Origin of the sequence: Mesorhizobium sp. M7A.F.Ca.US.010.02.1.1 (genome assembly GCF_004023085.1) — a bacterium.
GTDB lineage: Bacteria > Pseudomonadota > Alphaproteobacteria > Rhizobiales > Rhizobiaceae > Mesorhizobium.
Map to the genome: position 1 here is coordinate 17,763 of NZ_RZRV01000006.1, position 19,080 is coordinate 36,842.

Consider the following 19,080-nt stretch of genomic DNA (forward strand, 5'->3'; position numbering starts at 1 on the left):
CGAATCCTTGGACAAAAAAAGAACAAATCCGGATATTGTTTGTTTTTCAGATATTTGACCCCTCTTGCCAAATGAGAACAAAAAAGGTACAAATAGGCAGGGATTACGGATTGTCCGGCCTTCATTGACGACCAAGGGGTGATGTATCATGGCTCAGAATTCTTTGCGGCTGGTAGAGGACAAGGCAGTGGACAAATCAAAGGCTCTGGATGCGGCGCTGTCGCAGATCGAGCGGGCTTTCGGCAAGGGCTCGATCATGCGGCTCGGCGCCAACGATCAGGTCGTCGAGATCGAAACGGTGCCGACCGGCTCGCTTGGCCTAGACATCGCGCTTGGTGTTGGTGGCTTGCCGCGCGGCCGCATCATCGAGATCTACGGGCCGGAAAGCTCGGGCAAGACGACGTTGGCGCTGCACACCGTTGCGGAAGCCCAGAAGAAGGGCGGCATCTGCGCCTTCGTCGATGCCGAGCATGCGCTCGATCCGGTCTATGCCCGCAAGCTTGGCGTTGATCTCGAAAACCTCCTGATCTCGCAGCCCGACACCGGTGAGCAGGCGCTGGAAATCTGCGACACGCTGGTGCGCTCCGGCGCCATCGACGTGCTGGTGGTCGATTCGGTCGCGGCGCTGACGCCACGCGCCGAAATTGAAGGTGAGATGGGCGATTCGCTGCCCGGCCTGCAGGCCCGCTTGATGAGCCAGGCGCTGCGCAAGCTGACCGCGTCGATCTCGCGCTCCAACACCATGGTCATCTTCATCAACCAGATCCGCATGAAGATCGGCGTCATGTTTGGTTCGCCCGAGACCACGACGGGCGGCAACGCGCTGAAATTCTACGCTTCGGTGCGTCTTGACATCCGCCGCATCGGCTCGATCAAGGACCGCGACGAGGTTGTCGGCAACCAGACCCGCGTCAAGGTGGTCAAGAACAAGCTGGCGCCGCCCTTCAAGGTGGTCGAATTCGACATCATGTTTGGTGAGGGCGTGTCCAAAACCGGCGAACTGGTCGATCTCGGGGTCAAGGCCGGTATTGTCGAGAAGTCTGGCGCCTGGTTTTCTTATAATTCGCAGCGTCTCGGCCAGGGCCGCGAAAATGCCAAGCTGTTCCTGCGTGACAATCCCGACACGGCACGCGAGATCGAGTTGTCGATCAGGCAGAATGCCGGGCTGATCGCCGAGAAATTCCTCGAGAATGGCGGCCCTGAGCGCGGCGAAGACGACGGTTTCGAGGAAGAATCCGGCGCCATGTAACAGCTTCGTGCGCGATGCCGGCCGGAGTTCGGCCATAATCGCGTTCTATTATCTCAGGCTTATGTAATTGAGTTCCGCGTTATTGCGTTTCGAAACCGCCGGCCCAGTGCCGGCGGTTTTGCGTTTGGCGGCGAAAACAGGCCCGGTTCGAATGGCCGCAAAGGCCGTGGATTGGACCAATTCCGTGTTTCTGGACAGGGTGAGGCGCGGCGGCTAAAAGGCCAAGTCCTAATCTTCTAAAAACGCAGAGCCCATTTCCGCCGGTTTGCCGGCGGCTCTTCCGAAAAGGCAGCATTCATGAGTGGCGTGAACGAGATCCGGTCGACATTTCTCGACTACTTCCGCAAGGAGGGTCACGAGATCGTCGCGTCGAGCCCGCTGGTGCCGCGCAACGATCCGACACTGATGTTCACCAACGCCGGCATGGTGCAGTTCAAGAATGTCTTCACCGGTTTGGAGAAGCGGCCCTATTCGCGCGCTTCGACCGCCCAGAAGAGCGTGCGCGCCGGCGGCAAGCACAACGACCTCGACAATGTCGGCTACACCGCGCGCCATCTGACCTTCTTCGAGATGCTCGGCAATTTTTCCTTTGGCGACTACTTCAAGGAGCGCGCCATCGAGCTTGCCTGGAACCTGATCACCAGGGAGTTCGGGCTGAACAAGGACAAGCTGCTGGTCACCGTCTATCATACGGACGACGAGGCGGCCGGTTTCTGGAAGAAGATCGCCGGGTTTTCCGACGACCGCATCATTCGCATCGCGACATCGGACAATTTCTGGGCGATGGGCGACACCGGCCCGTGCGGTCCGTGTTCGGAGATCTTCATCGACCGCGGCGAACACATCTGGGGCGGCCCTCCCGGCAGCCCGGAGGAGGATGGCGACCGTTTCCTGGAATTCTGGAACCTGGTGTTCATGCAGTATGAACAGGTGACGAAGGAGGAGCGGATCGACCTGCCGCGCCCCTCGATCGACACCGGCATGGGCCTGGAGCGCATGGCGTCCATCCTGCAAGGGGTGGAAAGCGTCTTCGAGACCGATCTGTTCCGTCACCTGATCGACGCGGCCTCGTCCGCGATCGGGCATGGTCCCGACAAGGAGACTGTCGCGTCCTACCGGGTCATTGCCGATCATCTGCGCTCGTCCTCCTTCCTGGTCGCCGATGGCGTGCTGCCTTCGAACGAAGGCCGTGGCTATGTCCTGCGCCGCATCATGCGCCGCGCCATGCGTCATGCGCAGTTGCTCGGTGCCAACGAACCGCTGATGTGGAAGCTGGTGCCGGCGCTGGTGCGCGAAATGGGTCAGGCCTATCCGGAACTGCTGCGCGGCGAACAGTTGATCACCGAGACGCTGAAGCTCGAGGAGACCAGGTTTCGCAAGACGCTGGTGCGCGGCCTCGGCCTGCTTTCGGAGGCGACCGAAACGCTTCATGCCGGCGACATGCTGGATGGCGAGACGGCCTTCAAGCTCTACGACACCTATGGCTTCCCGCTCGATTTGACACAGGACGCGCTGCGCCAGCGCAGCATCTCGGTCGATCTTGCCGGCTTCACCAATGCGATGGAGCAGCAGAAGGCCGAGGCGCGCAAGCACTGGGCCGGGTCCGGCGACGCGGCGACCGAGACCATCTGGTTCTCCGTGCGCGAGAAGGCCGGCGCCACCGAGTTCCTCGGATATGAGACTGAAGCTGCCGAAGGCATCATCCAGGCGCTGGTCAGGGACGGCAAGACCGTCGACAGCGCCGGCAAGGGCGACGCGGTGGCGATCGTCGTCAACCAGACGCCGTTCTATGCCGAGTCCGGCGGCCAGATGGGTGACACCGGTGTCATCTCCGGCGAAGGGTTCTCGATCGAGGTTTCCGACACGCAGAAGAAGGCCGACGGGCTGTTCGTGCATATCGGCAAGGTTGCCAGCGGCACGGTCAAGACGGGCGCCGCCGTCGAACTGAAGGTAGATCATGCGCGCCGCTCCAGGTTGCGCGCCAACCATTCCGCGACGCATTTGATCCATGAGGCTCTGCGCGAGGTGCTGGGCAGCCATGTCGCGCAGAAGGGCTCGCTGGTGGCGCCGGAGCGTCTGCGCTTCGACATTTCGCACAACAAGCCCATTTCACCGGAAGACCTCGAAGAGGTCGAGCGCATGGCCAACGAGATCGTCGTCCAGAACGGCCCGGTGTCCACGCGCCTGATGTCGGTCGACGATGCCATTGCCGAAGGCGCCATGGCGCTGTTCGGCGAGAAATATGGCGACGAAGTGCGCGTCGTGTCGATGGGCACCGGCGTGCATGGCGCCAAGGCCAACCGGCCCTATTCGGTCGAGCTCTGCGGTGGCACGCATGTCCGGGCGACCGGCGATATCGGCCTGGTGCGTGTCGTGTCGGACAGCGCGGTCGCCGCCGGCGTGCGCCGCATCGAGGCGCTGACCGGCGAAGCCGCGCGCAAACATCTCGACGAGCAGGACCGGCGTTTGAAGGCGACGGCGGCCGTGCTCAAGATTTCGCCGGCCGATGTGCCGGCGCGCGTCGAGACGCTGCTCGAAGAGCGCAAGAAGCTCGAGAAGGAATTGACCGAGGCGCGCAAGAAGCTGGCGCTGGGCGGGGGATCGTCAGCCGATGCTCCAGCCGCCAATGAGACGGTCGCCGGTGTCGGCTTCCTCGGCAAGACGGTCTCCGGTGTCTCGCCGAAGGATTTGAAGCCGCTGGCCGATGCCGGCAAGAGCTCGCTCGGCTCCGGCGTCGTCGTCTTCGTCGGCGCCGGCGAAGACAACAAGGCAAGCGTCGTGGTGGCCGTCACCGACGACCTCATCGGCCGCTTCAGCGCCGTCGATCTGGTGCGCGTGGCCTCCGCCGCATTGGGCGGGCAGGGCGGCGGCGGTCGGCCCGACATGGCACAAGCCGGTGGCCCCGATGCTTCCAAAGCGGCCGACGCGATCGCCGCGGTAAGGGCTGCGCTGGAAGCAGCCTAGCGTTCATCAGGGACGCTTTGCCGCTTTCAGCGCATGCGTCATTCTGCTGGAATCGCCCCAGGTGGACAGCCAGATCAGGCTGTCCGTGGCGACCGAGATCGTCGACCGCAAAAGGTTGAGCAGCGGTCCAGGCGATTTCAGCTGCTCCTCGGCGTGATGGAGATGGGCAAGCTCTTCCTCGCGGATCGCTAGGATGATGCCGTGCAGTTCGCCATCGCGTTCGGCGAGGAAAAACAGCTGATCGTCGAGATGGCGATGCACCGCCGCTTCGACCGCTGCGGTGCAGGCCCAGATGCCTTGCGGTCCGAGCAGGGCGGTCAGAAAACCCAGCAGCCAGCCGCCCCAGCTCCAGAATTGCATCACCCGGCACGGTCGCGACTGCCGCTACGGCATGGCGGCACGGAAGGCGGCACAGTGATTGCGCTCGTGCCCAAGCATCTCCGACAAGGACGGCACGCAATCTGGCCAAAAGCGCTTGGCGACAAGAATCTGCGCCGAATAGATTCGGATCGCCCCGAACTCGCCGGCGTGGTTCACTCGGACTATTCTGGCGACCGTGAGTGCGTCCTGGTGAGAAAGATCATCCATGGACGCGCCCAAGCCTTATGTCAGCCGGTTGGCAAAGCGTGGGAGCTTTGCAACGCGATCCCACCAGGCCTGGATCTCGGCAAACTCGGCCAGCAGCTTTTGCCCCTCGGCGGCCTTGACGAAATAGCCGATGATCGGTGCTGCATGCAGGTCGGCCAGTGTCAGCCGATCGCCCAGCAACCACGAGCCCGGCGCTTTCAGCGAAGAGAGCGTCTGCAGCGCTTTGCTCGCCTGCGAAATGCCATTGGCGATCAGGGTCTCGTCGGGCGCATCCTTCTCCAGCCGCTCGACGGCGACATCCCAGACCATCGACCTGTAGGCGTAGGCGTCGAGCATGCCGATGATCTGGTTCATCCGTGCGCGGCCGCGAGCCTCCGTCGGCTGAAGGCTCGGCCCGTCGAATACTTCGTCGACATATCTGGCAATCGCGCTCGTCTCGAAGAGCCGAAACCCGTCATGCTCGAACGCCGGGATGCGGCCGAACGGATGGTGCTCGAAATACCAGGCGGGAATGCCGCCAGTGGCGAAGACATCGACCGGCACAAGCTCGTAGTCGAGGGCTTTTTCCTCGAGCGCAAGGCGGACGATGCGCACATAGACGCTGTAATCCGCCCCGTAGACGACCGGCTTGGCCATAGGCCCTAGCTTACGCCATCGCCTTCTGCAGGTTCTCGTCGATCTTGTCGAGGAAGCCGGTGGTCGAAAGCCATGGCTGGTCGGGACCGATCAGCAGCGACAGGTCCTTGGTCATGAAACCGGACTCCACCGTCTGGATGCAGACCCTTTCCAGCGTGTCGGCAAAACGCTTCAGGTCGGCATTGTCGTCGAGCTTGGCGCGGTGCGCGAGGCCGCGCGTCCAGGCGAAGATCGAGGCGATCGAATTGGTCGAGGTTTCCTCGCCCTTCTGGTGCTGGCGATAATGGCGGGTGACGGTGCCGTGCGCGGCTTCCGCTTCCACCGTCTTGCCGTCCGGTGTCATCAGCACTGAGGTCATCAGGCCGAGCGACCCAAAACCCTGCGCAACGGTGTCGGACTGCACGTCACCGTCATAGTTCTTGCAGGCCCAGACATAGCCGCCTGACCATTTCAGGGCGGAGGCCACCATGTCGTCGATCAGGCGGTGCTCGTACCACAGCTTCTTCGACTTGAACTCGGCCTCGAATTCAGCCTCGTAGACCTCCTGGAAGATGTCCTTGAAGCGACCGTCATAGGCCTTGAGGATGGTGTTCTTGGTCGACAGATAGACCGGATAGTTGCGCAGCAAGCCGTAGTTCAGCGACGCCCGGGCAAACTCGCGGATCGACTCGTCGAGATTGTACATGGCCATGGCGACGCCGGCGCCGGGCGCGTCGTACACATCGTGCTCGATCACCTGGCCGTCCTCTCCGACGAATTTGATGGTCAGCTTGCCCTTGCCGGGGAAGCGGAAATCGGTGGCGCGGTACTGGTCGCCGAAGGCATGGCGGCCGACGATGATCGGCTTGGTCCAGCCGGGCACCAGGCGCGGCACGTTCTTCATGATGATCGGCTCGCGGAAGATGGTGCCGCCGAGGATGTTGCGGATGGTGCCGTTCGGCGACTTCCACATTTTCTTCAGCTTGAACTCCTCGACGCGCTGCTCGTCGGGGGTGATCGTCGCGCATTTCACGCCGACGCCGTGTTTCTTGATGGCGTTGGCCGAATCGATGGTCACCTGGTCGTTGGTGGCGTCGCGGTGCTCGATGCCGAGGTCGTAATATTCAAGCTTGAGGTCGAGATAAGGATGGATCAGCTTGTCCTTGATGAACTGCCAGATGATGCGGGTCATCTCGTCGCCGTCGAGTTCGACGACCGGGTTCGCCACCTTGATCTTCGCCATGGAAAGAATGCCTCGTTGCTGGGATATGGGACGGCCTTGCCCGCGTGGCGTTGGGCCGGGAGATGTCGCCCGTATATCAAAGCGCTTTTGGCCACGCAAACGGCGATCGGTCACGAATTGGAGGCCAGAGCCGTCGTCATTTGCGAATGCTTCATTTTCCCGGCCGAATATGGCAGGGACGCTGAAATGCCGCAAACAGCAGTTCATTGACAATCATGCCCGTCATCAAAGATCCCGATAGCATTGCAGTCGCCGGCCCGGCGATCATCCTCGTCGAGCCGCAGCTTGGCGAGAACATCGGCATGGTCGCGCGCGCCATGGCCAATTTCGGTCTGTCGGAGCTGCGCCTGGTCAACCCGCGTGATGGTTGGCCGAGCGAGAAGGCACGCGCGGCGGCCAGCCGCGCCGACCATGTCATCGACGCCGTGAGAGTGTTCGACGACCTGGCCTCGGCGCTCGCCGACTTGAATTTTGTCTTCGCAACCACGGCCAGGCAGCGCGACGGCTTCAAATCCGTGCGCGGGCCGGTGGAGGCGGGCAGGATGCTTCGGACCCATCATGCAATGGGACAACGCACTGGCATCCTGTTCGGACGCGAACGCTTCGGCCTCTACAATGACGAGGTCGGCTTGGCCGACGAGATCGTCACTTTCCCGGTCGATCCCGATTTCTCCTCGCTCAACATCGCCCAGGCCGCGCTGCTGATGTCCTATGAATGGATGAAGTCCGGCCTGGAAGATGAGACCAAGACCAATTTTTCCGGCCCGGACATGAAGCCGGCAAGCAAGGAAGAATTGCACGGCCTGTTTGCGTATCTGGAAGGCGCATTGGAAGCGCGCGGCTATTTCCGGCCGGCGCCGAAGAAGCCGAAAATGGTCGACAATCTGCGCGCGGTGCTCACACGCCCCGGCTTTGCCGAACCGGAGCTCAAGGTGCTGCGCGGCATCATCTCGTCGCTCGACAGGTTTTCTCCGGCGATGCCGCGCGGCGACGGGTCCCCTGGCGACGATCCGCGGCGCTTGCCCGCGGCCGCCGCGCGTGCCCGCAAGGCGGAGGCGGCGCGCTTTGCCGACACCGGCAAGGACGATGACATACCGCCGCTTGGCGGAAAAGGAACCGACAATGACTGAGCGGCCGATCCTGATGTTCGATTCGGGCATCGGCGGGCTTACCGTGCTGCGCGAGGCACGCGTGCTGATGCCCGACCGCCGCTTCATCTATGTCGCCGACGACGCTGCGTTTCCCTACGGCGCTTGGGAAGAGCCGGCGCTGAGGGCGCATATACTCGAATTGTTCGGCAAACTGCTGGAGCGCTTTGCGCCGGCCATTTCCGTCATCGCCTGCAACACCGCCTCGACGTTGGTGATCGATGCGTTGCGCGATAGATTTCCCGAGCATCCTTTCGTCGGCATGGTGCCTGCGATCAAGCCGGCGGCGGAACGCACGCGCTCAGGGCTGGTTTCGGTGCTGGCGACGCCTGGCACCGTCAAGCGCCAATACACGCGCGACCTGATCAGCAAATGGGCGCAGAAATGCCATGTCCGCCTGGTCGGCAGCGACAGGCTGGCGGGACTGGCTGAGATCTACATGCGTGAGGGCTTCGTCGATGAAGAAGCCGTGCGCACCGAGATTACGCCGTGCTTCGTCGAACATGATGCGCTGCGTACGGATATCGTCGTGCTCGCCTGCACACACTACCCCTTTCTGGCCAATCGCATGCGCAAGACGGCGCCCTGGCCGGTCGATTGGCTCGACCCCGCTGAAGCGATCGCGCGCCGGGCGCTGTCGCTTCTCGCCGACATCGATCCGAGCGGTCGTGGCGAGATGCTGCCTGAAGGCCCCGACCTTGCCGTCTTCACATCGAAAAGAGCCGATTTTCCGACCCGTCGCCTAATACAGGGCTTCGGGCTGGCGATGTCGTGATTGCGAAGCGGAACATCACGGCAGTCGTTGCGTTTTTCTCCAGATTCTAACGGGAGAAAGAGCCATGCCAGCCACCTCGAAAGCCCAGCAGAAAGCCGCCGGCGCGGCTCTGTCGGCCAAGCGCGGCGAGACCAAGAAGAGCGAACTCCAGGGCGCTTCCAAGGGAATGTACGAATCGATGAGCGAAAAGCAGCTCGAGGAATTCGCCGAGACGAAGCGCAAGGGCCTGCCGGAGAAGAAGTCGAAAGACTAAGGGTTAAGCATCCGGAATCAAAGAGCCCGCGGCCAAGACCGCGGGCTTTGAAATGATATCGGCCGCCTGAGACCGGATAGGAGCCTACCAGCGCCCGCTGCAGCGCTTGATCTTGTAGCGTATGACCTTCTTGTGGCCGTGCCGCCAGATAACCTTCTTCTTGATCACGATGCGGCAAGCCTGGTGATGCCGGTGTCCTTGCCAATGCCTGGCCTCCGCCGGCTCCGGTGTCAGGACCGCCATGGATCCCGCCAACACAGCGGCTCCTGTCAGGGTAAGGAAGAATTTCTTCATGCGAATGTAGCTCCTCTGCTCCGGTCCCTTCCTGATGCCGCTGGCGCAACCTCCCGCCACATCCGGCACTGTACTCAACCCAGAGACGCTATATCGTCGCCATGGCCTACGCCAGCCACAAGCTTGACACCGGTTAAATCTCCGTTTAATCAGCGCGCCAACACCGGGCCGCAATGCCCGGTGGTTTTCTTTATGTGGGCAAGATGCGTGGAAATCCAATTCTACTATCTTGTTTGAACTGACGTGTCCCGTGGGTTTTCCGCCGCGTTGCGTGGGAAAACCCTGTCAGGTCTCGAAAACGGAGGCCAGAGGAGGGCGCGTTTCCTTCACCCGGACCATGAGGTTCCGGGTGTATTGTTTTGAAAAGGGAATGCGATGAGCAAGCGCGAATCCGCGAAGTACAAGATCGACCGCCGTCTCGGCGAAAATATCTGGGGCCGCCCGAAGTCCCCGGTCAACAAGCGTGAATACGGTCCTGGCCAGCATGGCCAGCGCCGCAAGGGCAAGCTTTCCGATTTCGGCCTGCAGCTGCGCGCCAAGCAGAAGCTGAAGGGTCACTATGGCGATGTTTCGGAAAAGCAGTTCCGCAAGGTCTATGAAGAGGCTGACCGCCGCAAGGGCGACACCTCGGAGAACCTGATCGGCCTGCTCGAATCGCGTCTCGACGCGGTCGTCTACCGCGCGAAGTTCGTGCCGACCATTTTCGCCGCCCGTCAGTTCGTCAACCACGGCCACGTCAACGTCAACGGCAAGCGTGTCAATATCGGCTCGTATCGCTGCAAGCCGGGCGATGTCGTCGAAGTGCGCGAAAAGTCCAAGCAGCTGGTCATCGTTCTGGAAGCGGTCGGTCTCGCCGAGCGCGACGTGCCGGACTACATCGAAGCCGATCACAACAAGATGGTCGCGACCTTCTCGCGCATCCCTGGCCTTGCGGACGTTCCGTTCGCCGTGCAGATGGAACCGAACCTGGTCGTCGAATTCTATTCGCGCTAAAACGAGCGCGTTCTGCGATACCAAGCAAAGGCCGCCCGTCGAGGCGGCCTTTTCTTTGTCGGTCATGTCCGCTAATCCGGCGCTCTGGGCCACTGAAAGCGACATGCCATGAACATGCTTCCAGACATCGAACCGATCGCCGACAGCGAAGGCGGCTTCCATCCGCTGTTCGCCGACGTGCCGTCCTCGGTCGAATTCAACAAATTGCGCAAGCGGCTGCTGCGGCTGACCCGGCAGGCGATCGAGGATTTCTCGATGGTCAAGCCCGGCCAGCGCTGGCTCGTTGCCCTGTCTGGCGGCAAGGATTCCTACGGCCTGCTCGCGGTGCTGCTCGACCTCAAATGGCGCGGGCTCTTGCCGGTCGATCTTCTGGCCTGCAATCTCGATCAGGGCCAGCCCAATTTCCCCAAACATATCCTGCCGGACTATCTCGACAGATACGCCATCCCGCATCGCATCGAGTATCAGGACACCTATTCCGTCGTCACCGACAAGCTGCCTGCGGGCAGCACCTATTGCTCGCTCTGCTCTCGCCTCAGGCGCGGCCATCTCTACCGCATTGCGCGCGAGGAGGGGTGCTCGGCGCTGGTGCTCGGCCACCATCGCGAGGACATTCTCGAAACCTTCTTCATGAATCTCTTCCATGGCGGCCGTCTCGCCGCCATGCCGCCAAAACTGCTGAACGACGAGGGCGACGTCATGGTGCTGCGGCCATTGAGCTACTGCGCCGAGGCCGATCTGGAAAAATTCGCCGCCGCCATGCATTTCCCGATCATTCCCTGCGATCTCTGCGGCAGCCAGGAAGGTCTTCAGCGCAACGCCATGAAGGCGATGCTCGAGGACCTGGAAAAGCGCATGCCGGGCCGCAAGGATACGATGCTGCGGGCGCTGTCGAACAGCAGGCCATCGCATCTGCTCGACAGAAAGCTGTTCGACTTCGCTGCCCTCAACGACACCCTCACCACAAGGCAAGACATTTCCGATGACATTTGACGACACCGCAATCGATTGGCTGGCCGGCATTCTGGCCGAGGCGGCGCTGACCGAGATCATGCCGCGCTTTCGCCGGCTTGGTGAGGGCGACATCCGCCAGAAGACGTCGGCTGCCGACCTCGTGACCGAAGCCGACGTCAATGCCGAGCGGCTGATCACCGCGCGGCTGCGCGAGCGCTATCCCCAGGCGATGATCGTCGGCGAGGAGGCCTGTTCCGACAATCCAGCACTGCTCGATGGTCTGGGGGATGCCGATCTGGCCTTCGTCATCGATCCGGTCGACGGCACTTTCAACTTCGCCTCCGGCGTGCCGCTGTTCGGCGTCATGCTGGCGGTCGTGGTCCAGGGCGAGACGGTTGCCGGCATCATCCACGATCCCGTCGGCAAGGACTGGCTGATTGGTGCCAAGGGCGCCGGCAGCCATATCCGGCATGCGCATGGCAGACTGGAGAAGGTGCACGTCGCGGCACTCGCGCCGATCTCGGAAATGACCGGCTCCGTCTCCTGGCAATATATGGCCGAGCCGGAGCGGTCGCGGCTGGCGCGCAACCAGACGAAGATCCTGTCGCAATTCGCCTATCGCTGCGCCGCGCACGAATACCGCCTGTTGGCGAGCGGCCATGCCCACTTCGTCGTCTACAACAAGCTGATGCCGTGGGATCATCTGGCCGGCGTGCTGATCCATACCGAGGCCGGCGGCCATGCGGCGCGCTTCGACGGCAGCACCTATCTGCCCTCGCATCTCGGCGGCGGCCTGCTTGTCGCGCCCGATCGCGAAAGCTGGGACGAATTGCGCCGCGAACTCTGGGCGCAATAGGATTAATTGCTGCGTTAGCCGAAGGAGCGATGCTATCTTACGCAAATCCGGAGGCTCTCGAATGAAACCTCGGTTCGCATTTGTCGCCACGGCTCTTGCCGCCGTCTTGTTTGCCAGTTCCCAGGAAGCAACATCGCAAGAGCGCAGCTGTCGCAGTCCCGATCCCGTCGATACGATAAAGGAGATGTCGGACGCGATCTATGCCTGCTGGAAGCCGCCACCCGGAACCGCGGGCATGTCCCTCACGTTGCGGTTCTCGCTTCGCCGCGACGGCACATTGATCGGCAAGCCTCGCGCCACATATTCCGATCTGGGCGCCGATGCCCAGCTCAGCCGGGCCTTCGTGGCCTCAATCCTCAAGGCACTGGATGAAGCTCTGCCATTGCCCTTTTCGCACAGCATGGGTGGAGCAATCGCGGGGCGCATGCTTGCTCCTCGATTCACGGCAGCTCTTGAAGGTGCTAATGCAAGTCGGTGATGTGCCCTGAAACGGGCGGGTTCTGTGGCTGGAACATCTTGCCGCGCTCGGCGATGAAGATCATCAGCAGCGCCGCGACCGAGACGCTGCAGAAGCCGGCGGCCAGCGGCGTCACCGTGCCGTTGAAGGCCTGGCCGATCAGCGTGCCGAGAATGCCGCCGAGAAACGTCTGCATGAAACCGAGGATCGACGACGCCGTGCCGGCCAGTTGGCCGAGCGGCTCCATGGCCAGCGCGTTGAAGTTCGCGCCGAGCGCACCGAACGGAAGCATTGCGCAGGCAAAGAAGGTGATGAACAGCCAGAGCGGCATCTTCATTTCCAGCGAAACGACCAGCCAGGCAAGGCTGATGACCAGGAACAGCAGCAGCGCGCTCTGCGACAGGCGGCGCATGCCGATGCGGCCGACAAGGCGCGAATTCAGAAAGTTGGAGAAGGCGAGCACGCCCGCAACCCCGGCGAAGATGACCGGGAACATCTCGCCGACATGGAAGATGTCCACATAGATCTGCTGCGCCGAAGCGATGAAGCCGAACATGGCGCCGAAGATGAAGGTGCTGGCGAAGGCATAGCAGATCGCAATGCGGTTGGTGAGCACGATGCGAAACCCACCAACAATGGAGTTCACGGTCAGCGGCCGGCGATGTTCGGGATGCAGCGTTTCAGGCAGGCGCAGCAGCGACCAGGCCGAGACGAGGAGCGCACCGACGGCCATGGTGACAAAGATCCAATGCCAGGTCGCAAACAGCATGATGAACTGGCCAATGCCGGGAGCAATGACCGGTATCGCCATGAACACCATGAAGATCAGCGACATCACCTCGGCCATGCGCCGGCCGTCGAACGTATCGCGCACGATCGAGACGGCGATGACGCGGGTGGCGGCCGCACCGATGCCTTGCACGGCCCGGCACAGCAGAAGTGTTTCAAAGCTTGGCGCAATGGCGGCAGCCGCCGCCGCGGCGACATAAATCACCAGCCCGGCGACCAGCGGTGCGCGACGCCCGAAGCGATCCGAGATCGGCCCGAAGAACAACTGTCCGCCGCCGAAGCCCAGAATGTAGGCCGTTATGACGTACTGCCGGTGGTTTTCATTTTCGACGCCGAGCGAGGCGCCGATCTGCTGCAGCGCGGGCAGCATGATATCGATGGCCAGCGAGTTCAGCGCCATCAGCGCCGCGCATAGGGCTATGAACTCCCAGCGCGGAATGGGCAGTTTGCTTGCCGATTGCGGCTCTGGTTTTGACTGGTCCACGGCAAGTCCGATCTTTCAAACGAAAATGCGCCGGCGGGCCGGCGCATTGGCTCGTCTTGGTCCTGGGTTCAGGACATGAAAATTGCCGAGGTGGGCTGCTCCCGGCGCCTTTGTGCATGACCCCGAAAATCAAAATCAACCTTCGGATGGCAATATGCACAAACAGAAATCAGGCGGCGCCTTTGACGCTGACGCCCTTCTCGACGAGGAATGTCTGCAACTCACCGGCCTGGAACATCTCGCGGATGATATCGCAGCCGCCGACGAATTCGCCCTTGACGTAGAGCTGAGGGATCGTCGGCCAGTTGGAATATTCCTTGATGCCCTGGCGCAGTTCAGCCGAGTCCAGAACGTTCACGCCTTTGTAGTCGGCGCCGATATAGTCGAGGATCTGGACGACCTGGCCGGAAAATCCGCATTGCGGGAAACCGGGCGTGCCCTTCATGAAAAGGACGACGTCGTTGCCCTTCACTTCATTGTCGATGTAGTCGTTGATACCGCTCATGGAAAATCCTTTCCCGCCTGTGGGAGTCAGGCTCGAAACATATCCCTTCAAATAAACCCAACGATTGCTCGAAACAAGACGTTAGCCGTGCCGTGGCTGAAATGGCGCAAAGGATGAGCCGTGTTGGGCCAAGCGGTTCTCTCGACACTGATCCGCGTGGTTGCGGTTGTTCCGGTGCGGCTCAGTCAGGAACGCTGGTCTGCAGCGCCAGTGCGTGCAGCACGCCACCCATATTTCCTTTCAGCGCGTCATAGACCATCTGGTGCTGCTGCACGCGGCTTTTCCCTCGAAAGCTCTCGGCCACCACCTCGGCCGCATAATGGTCGCCGTCGCCGGCGAGATCGCGGATCGTCACCTTGGCGTCTGGAATGCCGTCCTTGATCAGTTTTTCGATGTCGTGGGCATCCATTGCCATGGCAAAATCCTGTTTCGAGCGGCCGGCAGCCGGCCATAAGATGAGAGTCGGGCGAGCCTAAAGCCTTTCCGGTCCGGATTGAAGCCGTTCTGTCCCACCAACGGCAAGACGGTTCGATGGTTTCAGAGAAAGACTAGGCCGGTGGGCTTGCTTCATCCTCGGCAACGTCGTCACGTGTCGAGAAAGCACGGCCAAGGCTGAAGGCAAGTACATAGAGCGGCAAGTTGAGCACGAGGCTGACAATGGGAAGATAGCTCGTCATTTGCCAAGCCGGCGAGAAGAACGCCTGGCCGTAGCCGTCGCAGGTCAACGACGAGCCGTACTCCCACAACGCGCCTACGACCACCGCGCTGGCAAAAAGCTTGATGCAGGTGACGATATGCCTTGCCCGTGCCGGATCCGGCGCCAGGCGGTCCCACAGAACCAGGCAGACGATCGGGACCGCGTAGACGAGATTCTGCGCGATGAGCATGGGGATGGCGCCATTGGCTGCGGCAAGGAACTCCGCGCGCGTTTCCAGCCGCATGCACACCTCGCTTGAGGTTGTCGACAGCAGGAAAAAGACGAACGGTCCCAGGAACCAGAAGAAGAACAACGACGGCCAGAAGACGACTGCAAGCAGCGCCCGGGCAGCCAGTTTCCTGTGATTGATCATGAGTTTCCCGAAAAACCGTTCCCACTTTTCGGGATCATGCTCTCGTCAACTGGCCTGGTCCATGAAGCGGGGGAACCAGCCTTCGTGCGCCGCGGAGAGTTCGCTGACCGGGATTGCCCTGGCGTCGCCAAGCTTCAGCGCGTTGCCCCCGGTCGAGCCGATCCACGGCGCGAAGATGCCGAGTTCGCCCTGCTGCTTGCGAATGGCGTCCCATTCGTCACCATGCGGATCGATCGACAGCGTCAGGAGATAACGGCCCTGATCCTCGCCGAACCAGACCGGGATCGGGTCGGTGCCGACAAGCCCGGGAACGGCGGCGCCGATTCCGGACGCCATCGCCATCTCGGCAAGCGCAACGGCGACACCGCCATCGGAAACGTCGTGCGCCGCCGTGACGATGCCGGAGGCGATGAGCGCTCGCACATGGTCGCCGACGCGTTTTTCGTGATCGAGATCGACCGGCGGCGGCGGGCCATCCGTGCGGCCGTGTACGTCCCTGAAATAGACCGATTGGCCAAGATGCGTTCCCCAGGACGCCGGTGCGCCGACCAGCAGGATCATCTGGCCCTCGGCCGCAAAGCCGATCCGCACCATCTTCGACCAATCGGCGATCAGCCCGACGCCGCCTATGGTCGGGGTTGGCAGGATGCCTTGGCCGTTGGTCTCGTTGTAGAGCGAGACATTGCCGGAGACGATCGGGAATCCGAGCGCACGGCAGGCGTCGCCTATGCCTTTCACCGCGCCGACCAGCTGGCCCATGATCTCAGGCCGTTCCGGGTTGCCGAAATTGAGGTTGTCGGTTGCGGCCAGCGGCAGAGCGCCGGTGGCGGTCAAGTTGCGCCAGCATTCGGCCACCGCCTGCTTGCCGCCCTCATAGGGGTCGGCCTCGCAATAGCGCGGCGTCACGTCGGAGGAGAAGGCGAGCGCCTTGGTCGCATGGCCTTCGACCCGGACCACGCCGGCATCGCCGCCTGGAAGCTGCAGCGAATTGCCCTGGATCAACGTGTCATACTGTTCCCACACCCAGCGCCGCGAAGACAGGTCGGGCCCGCCGAGCAGCTTCAGCAGCGCGTCTGCAACGTCGGCTTGCGGAATGTCATTGGCGGCCAGCGGCGCCGGCTTTTTCGGTTCGGTCCACGGCCGATCATATTCCGGAGCCTTGTCGCCAAGATCCTTGATCGGCAGGTTGGCGACCTCGTCGCCCTGGTGCAGAACGCGGAAGCGCAGATCGTCGGTGGTCTTGCCGACGATGGCGAAATCGAGCCCCCATTTGTGGAAGATCGCCTCGGCTTCCTTTTCCTTTTCCGGGCGCAGCACCATCAGCATGCGCTCCTGGCTTTCCGAAAGCATCATTTCGTAGGCGCTCATGCGCTCTTCGCGCACAGGAACCTTGTCGAGATCGAGCTCGATTCCGAGGTCGCCCTTGGCGCCCATTTCGACCGCCGAGCAGGTGAGGCCGGCGGCACCCATGTCCTGGATGGCGATGACGGCGCCCGAGGCCATCAGTTCGAGGCTGGCTTCCAGCAGGCATTTTTCGGTGAAGGGATCGCCGACCTGCACTGTCGGGCGCTTCTCATCGATTTTGTCGTCGAATTCGGCCGAAGCCATGGTGGCGCCGCCGACGCCGTCGCGGCCAGTCTTGGCGCCGAGATAGACGACCGGCAGGCCGACGCCCTTGGCTTCCGACAGGAAGATCGCATCGGTTTTGGCAAGGCCCGCCGCAAAGGCGTTGACCAGGATGTTGCCATTGTAGCGGGCGTCGAAATTGACCTCGCCACCGACTGTCGGCACGCCGAAGGCGTTGCCATAGCCGCCGACGCCGGAAACCACGCCTGAAACGAGATGCCGGGTCTTGGGATGGTCAGGCGAGCCGAAGCGCAGCGCATTCATCGCCGCGATCGGCCGCGCGCCCATGGTGAAGACGTCGCGCAATATGCCGCCGACGCCGGTCGCCGCGCCCTGGTAAGGCTCGATATAGGACGGGTGGTTATGGCTCTCCATCTTGAAGACGACGCAGTCGCCGTCGCCGATGTCGACCACGCCGGCATTCTCGCCCGGCCCCTGGATGACTTGCGGACCGGTGGTTGGCAGCGTGCGCAGCCACTTCTTCGAGGATTTGTAGGAGCAGTGCTCATTCCACATCGCCGAGAAGATGCCGAGTTCGGTGAAGCTCGGCTCGCGCCCGACAAGATCGAGGATGCGCTGATACTCGTCGGGCTTGAGCCCGTGTGAGGCAATGAGCTCAGGGGTGATCGGCACGGAATTGGAAATGGTCATGGGCGGCGATTTATATCCGGGACGTTGGGATTTTGAGTCCCGTCTTATCGCAAGCCTTGCGGCCGATACACCCATGGATTGACGAAAAACGACGGAAAACCGGACAAAGCCACGCAATGTCAGGAGAAGCTGTCGTAGCCGGCGCGGCCTTCATCGAGAAGTCGCCGGATCGCCGCGACGCCTTCGGCTATGTCCTCGCGCTGTCTCGGCTGCGAAACGCCAAAGCGGACGCCATGGAAAACCTGCTCGGAGCGTCCGGCCTTGAATTCGTCCTCGTCGTCGATCAGCACGCCGTGCTCAAGGCAGGCGTTCTTGAAGGTGCCGGAAAGCCAGGGGTCGGGCAGGGACAGCCAGACAAAGGGCACCCTGTCATGCGACTTGAATGCGAAGCCGGCCAAAGTCTCGCGCACGATGGCGATGCGGGCGCCGATTTCGGCGATGCTGCGCTTGCGTATCTCATCCGCCTGACCTGACAGCACCAGCCTTGTATTCACCTCCGCCAGCAGGAAGGGCATGCCGCCGGTCATCATCTTGTGAGCGACACGGATGCGGTGGCGGTAGGCGGGCGGGCAAGAAAGCCAGCCGCCGCGTACACCGGCTGCGACCGACTTCGACAGGCCGCCCGCGACAATGGTGCGTTCAGGCGCATACTCGGCCAGCAATGGTGTCGGATCATCGGTCAGATTGCCATAGAGGTCGTCCTCGATGAGGACGACGTTGTATTCGCGTGCGACATGGGCGATCGCCTCGCGGCGCGCCGCCGACAAGGTGGCCAGCGTCGGATTCTGCGCAGTCGGCATCAGGAAGATCATCTTGGGATGCTTTTGCGCGCAGACGCGCTCGAAATCCTGCGGATCGATGCCTTCCTCGTCCGATGCCACCAGCGCGGTGCGCCTGCCGATCAGGCCGGCACTGCGGGAAATCTGCGAGTAGGTGAGGTGCTCGAAGGCAACATAGTCGCCAGGCATGGTGAGCGCCGCGATTGCCGCCATCACCGCCGCATGGGTGCCGAGCGTGGGAACGATGGTGTCGGCACTCGGACGAAACGAATTGCGCGCCAACCAGCGGGCGCCGGCTTCGTACCAGCGGTCGGGAAACTCCCGCGTGTAGCTTGAAATCTCATGTGGATGGTCCTGCGCCGTGCGCGACAGGACACCGGCGACGATGTCGCCCTGGCCGATATCGGGTGCTGCGGTGCTGTCGAAACGCAGCTTGCCTTTAGGCGCATCGATATAGCGTGTGCCTTCGCCGCCGACGTCCGGAGCCGGAAAATCCGGCTTCGCGCGCTGGCCGAGCACATAGGTTCCACGCCCGACTTCGCCGCTCACCAGCCCACGCTCGCGCAGCAATTGATAGGCCCGGCCGACCGTGCCGACGGTGGTGCCGATGTCGTAGGCGAGGTCGCGTTGCGGCGGCAGCTTTGCGCCGGCATCGATCACGCCGCGATCGATGTCCGTCTCGATGGAATCCGCCAGCCGCTGATACAGCGGGCCGGAGCCGGCAGTGAGATCTGGAAGCCAATTTGTCATGGTGACAATTTTCTATATTGCACCGGCACATGAGTCA

At 62.1% G+C, this 19,080-nt stretch carries 18 protein-coding genes and 1 pseudogene; 9 read left to right on the forward strand and 10 right to left on the reverse strand.

The annotated features are described in order from the left end of the window. Positions 1–148 precede the first annotated feature (148 nt). Together recA and alaS are read left to right on the forward strand one after the other, a co-directional pair. Entirely contained in the window at positions 149–1,249 is a 1,101-nt protein-coding gene (gene recA / locus EOA19_RS08215; protein ID WP_023810321.1) for a recombinase RecA, read from the forward strand. A 297-nt stretch (positions 1,250–1,546) separates the two neighbouring features. Beyond that, positions 1,547–4,213 carry an alanine--tRNA ligase gene (gene alaS, locus EOA19_RS08220; RefSeq protein WP_128303270.1) on the forward strand — a complete coding sequence of 889 codons (2,667 nt, stop codon included), beginning with the start codon at positions 1,547–1,549 and terminating at the stop codon, positions 4,211–4,213. 6 nt (positions 4,214–4,219) lie between these two features. Here the strand turns inward: alaS and EOA19_RS08225 are convergent. The 3 genes and pseudogenes from EOA19_RS08225 to EOA19_RS08235 all read right to left on the reverse strand — a co-directional run bounded on the left by EOA19_RS08225 (position 4,220) and on the right by EOA19_RS08235 (position 6,659). Continuing rightward, positions 4,220–4,801, reverse strand: a pseudogene (locus EOA19_RS08225) (demethoxyubiquinone hydroxylase family protein). Positions 4,802–4,816: 15 nt separating this feature from the next. Next, positions 4,817–5,437 (reverse strand): glutathione S-transferase family protein, encoded by a 621-nt coding sequence (locus EOA19_RS08230; RefSeq protein ID WP_128303271.1) that lies wholly within the window; start codon positions 5,435–5,437, stop codon positions 4,817–4,819. Positions 5,438–5,447: 10 nt separating this feature from the next. Beyond that, complete coding sequence (locus EOA19_RS08235; protein ID WP_128303272.1) at positions 5,448–6,659, reverse strand: NADP-dependent isocitrate dehydrogenase; 1,212 nt, start codon at positions 6,657–6,659, stop codon at positions 5,448–5,450. Positions 6,660–6,874: 215 nt separating this feature from the next. Between EOA19_RS08235 and EOA19_RS08240 the strand changes: the two genes are divergently transcribed. From EOA19_RS08240 to EOA19_RS08250, 3 genes are all read left to right on the forward strand, one after another. Further along, positions 6,875–7,789 carry an RNA methyltransferase gene (locus tag EOA19_RS08240; protein WP_128303273.1) on the forward strand — a complete coding sequence of 305 codons (915 nt, stop codon included), beginning with the start codon at positions 6,875–6,877 and terminating at the stop codon, positions 7,787–7,789. Next, positions 7,782–8,582: a glutamate racemase gene (gene murI, locus EOA19_RS08245; protein WP_023810327.1), complete on the forward strand. Its 801-nt coding sequence runs from the start codon at positions 7,782–7,784 to the stop codon at positions 8,580–8,582. Before EOA19_RS08240 ends, murI begins: the two co-directional genes overlap by 8 nt. Positions 8,583–8,646: 64 nt before the next feature. Further along, positions 8,647–8,835 (forward strand): DUF3008 family protein, encoded by a 189-nt coding sequence (locus tag EOA19_RS08250; RefSeq protein WP_023810328.1) that lies wholly within the window; start codon positions 8,647–8,649, stop codon positions 8,833–8,835. 84 nt (positions 8,836–8,919) lie between these two features. Here the strand turns inward: EOA19_RS08250 and EOA19_RS08255 are convergent, their stop codons facing one another. Next, positions 8,920–9,129: a hypothetical protein gene (locus tag EOA19_RS08255; RefSeq protein ID WP_023810329.1), complete on the reverse strand. Its 210-nt coding sequence runs from the start codon at positions 9,127–9,129 to the stop codon at positions 8,920–8,922. Between the two features lie 375 nt (positions 9,130–9,504). On the opposite strand from EOA19_RS08255, the gene rpsD reads away from it, so the two are divergent. The 4 genes from rpsD (at position 9,505) to EOA19_RS08275 (ending at position 12,410) form a co-directional block, all read left to right on the forward strand. After that, positions 9,505–10,122, forward strand: a complete 618-nt coding sequence (gene rpsD / locus EOA19_RS08260; RefSeq protein WP_023759539.1) for a 30S ribosomal protein S4 — start codon at positions 9,505–9,507, stop codon at positions 10,120–10,122. A gap of 108 nt (positions 10,123–10,230) precedes the next feature. Continuing rightward, positions 10,231–11,115: a tRNA 2-thiocytidine(32) synthetase TtcA gene (ttcA, locus tag EOA19_RS08265; RefSeq protein WP_128303274.1), complete on the forward strand. Its 885-nt coding sequence runs from the start codon at positions 10,231–10,233 to the stop codon at positions 11,113–11,115. Then, on the forward strand, positions 11,105–11,932 hold the full coding sequence (locus EOA19_RS08270) for an inositol monophosphatase family protein (protein ID WP_128303275.1): 828 nt from the start codon (positions 11,105–11,107) through the stop codon (positions 11,930–11,932). The genes ttcA and EOA19_RS08270 overlap by 11 nt, the downstream gene beginning before the upstream one ends. Before the next feature lie 61 nt (positions 11,933–11,993). After that, positions 11,994–12,410 carry a hypothetical protein gene (locus tag EOA19_RS08275; protein ID WP_128303276.1) on the forward strand — a complete coding sequence of 139 codons (417 nt, stop codon included), beginning with the start codon at positions 11,994–11,996 and terminating at the stop codon, positions 12,408–12,410. Here EOA19_RS08275 and EOA19_RS08280 read toward each other — a convergent pair. The 6 genes from EOA19_RS08280 to EOA19_RS08305 form a co-directional block, all read right to left on the reverse strand. Further along, positions 12,394–13,578: a multidrug effflux MFS transporter gene (locus EOA19_RS08280; RefSeq protein WP_245486115.1), complete on the reverse strand. Its 1,185-nt coding sequence runs from the start codon at positions 13,576–13,578 to the stop codon at positions 12,394–12,396. The genes EOA19_RS08275 and EOA19_RS08280 overlap by 17 nt on opposite strands. A 253-nt stretch (positions 13,579–13,831) precedes the next feature. Then, complete coding sequence (gene grxD / locus EOA19_RS08285; RefSeq protein ID WP_006332883.1) at positions 13,832–14,167, reverse strand: Grx4 family monothiol glutaredoxin; 336 nt, start codon at positions 14,165–14,167, stop codon at positions 13,832–13,834. A gap of 181 nt (positions 14,168–14,348) precedes the next feature. After that, positions 14,349–14,582 (reverse strand): BolA family transcriptional regulator, encoded by a 234-nt coding sequence (locus EOA19_RS08290; RefSeq protein WP_010909092.1) that lies wholly within the window; start codon positions 14,580–14,582, stop codon positions 14,349–14,351. A 133-nt stretch (positions 14,583–14,715) separates the two neighbouring features. Then, a complete protein-coding gene (locus EOA19_RS08295) occupies positions 14,716–15,237 on the reverse strand; it encodes a hypothetical protein (RefSeq protein ID WP_128303277.1) in 522 nt (173 codons plus the stop codon). Between the two features lie 45 nt (positions 15,238–15,282). Beyond that, positions 15,283–17,514 (reverse strand): phosphoribosylformylglycinamidine synthase subunit PurL, encoded by a 2,232-nt coding sequence (purL, locus tag EOA19_RS08300; protein ID WP_023810335.1) that lies wholly within the window; start codon positions 17,512–17,514, stop codon positions 15,283–15,285. 119 nt (positions 17,515–17,633) lie between these two features. Then, positions 17,634–19,043, reverse strand: coding sequence for a PLP-dependent aminotransferase family protein (locus tag EOA19_RS08305; RefSeq protein ID WP_128303278.1), 1,410 nt, complete (start codon positions 19,041–19,043; stop codon positions 17,634–17,636). Positions 19,044–19,080: the final 37 nt, after the last annotated feature.

Excerpts from the sequence above, each read along its gene's own strand:
- EOA19_RS08255 (WP_023810329.1), bottom strand. The coding sequence starts at position 9,129 with ATGAAGAAATTCTTCCTTACCCTGACAGGAGCCGCTGTGTTGGCGGGA.
- EOA19_RS08250 (WP_023810328.1), top strand. The coding sequence starts at position 8,647 with ATGCCAGCCACCTCGAAAGCCCAGCAGAAAGCCGCCGGCGCGGCTCTG.
- EOA19_RS08270 (WP_128303275.1), top strand. The coding sequence starts at position 11,105 with ATGACATTTGACGACACCGCAATCGATTGGCTGGCCGGCATTCTGGCC.
- ttcA (WP_128303274.1), top strand. The coding sequence starts at position 10,231 with ATGAACATGCTTCCAGACATCGAACCGATCGCCGACAGCGAAGGCGGC.
- rpsD (WP_023759539.1), top strand. The coding sequence starts at position 9,505 with ATGAGCAAGCGCGAATCCGCGAAGTACAAGATCGACCGCCGTCTCGGC.
- EOA19_RS08295 (WP_128303277.1), bottom strand. The coding sequence starts at position 15,237 with ATGATCAATCACAGGAAACTGGCTGCCCGGGCGCTGCTTGCAGTCGTC.
- EOA19_RS08230 (WP_128303271.1), bottom strand. The coding sequence starts at position 5,437 with ATGGCCAAGCCGGTCGTCTACGGGGCGGATTACAGCGTCTATGTGCGC.
- grxD (WP_006332883.1), bottom strand. The coding sequence starts at position 14,167 with ATGAGCGGTATCAACGACTACATCGACAATGAAGTGAAGGGCAACGAC.
- EOA19_RS08280 (WP_245486115.1), bottom strand. The coding sequence starts at position 13,578 with ATGGCGCTGAACTCGCTGGCCATCGATATCATGCTGCCCGCGCTGCAG.
- EOA19_RS08275 (WP_128303276.1), top strand. The coding sequence starts at position 11,994 with ATGAAACCTCGGTTCGCATTTGTCGCCACGGCTCTTGCCGCCGTCTTG.
- EOA19_RS08235 (WP_128303272.1), bottom strand. The coding sequence starts at position 6,659 with ATGGCGAAGATCAAGGTGGCGAACCCGGTCGTCGAACTCGACGGCGAC.
- alaS (WP_128303270.1), top strand. The coding sequence starts at position 1,547 with ATGAGTGGCGTGAACGAGATCCGGTCGACATTTCTCGACTACTTCCGC.
- EOA19_RS08305 (WP_128303278.1), bottom strand. The coding sequence starts at position 19,043 with ATGACAAATTGGCTTCCAGATCTCACTGCCGGCTCCGGCCCGCTGTAT.
- murI (WP_023810327.1), top strand. The coding sequence starts at position 7,782 with ATGACTGAGCGGCCGATCCTGATGTTCGATTCGGGCATCGGCGGGCTT.
- EOA19_RS08290 (WP_010909092.1), bottom strand. The coding sequence starts at position 14,582 with ATGGCAATGGATGCCCACGACATCGAAAAACTGATCAAGGACGGCATT.
- purL (WP_023810335.1), bottom strand. The coding sequence starts at position 17,514 with ATGACCATTTCCAATTCCGTGCCGATCACCCCTGAGCTCATTGCCTCA.
- recA (WP_023810321.1), top strand. The coding sequence starts at position 149 with ATGGCTCAGAATTCTTTGCGGCTGGTAGAGGACAAGGCAGTGGACAAA.
- EOA19_RS08240 (WP_128303273.1), top strand. The coding sequence starts at position 6,875 with ATGCCCGTCATCAAAGATCCCGATAGCATTGCAGTCGCCGGCCCGGCG.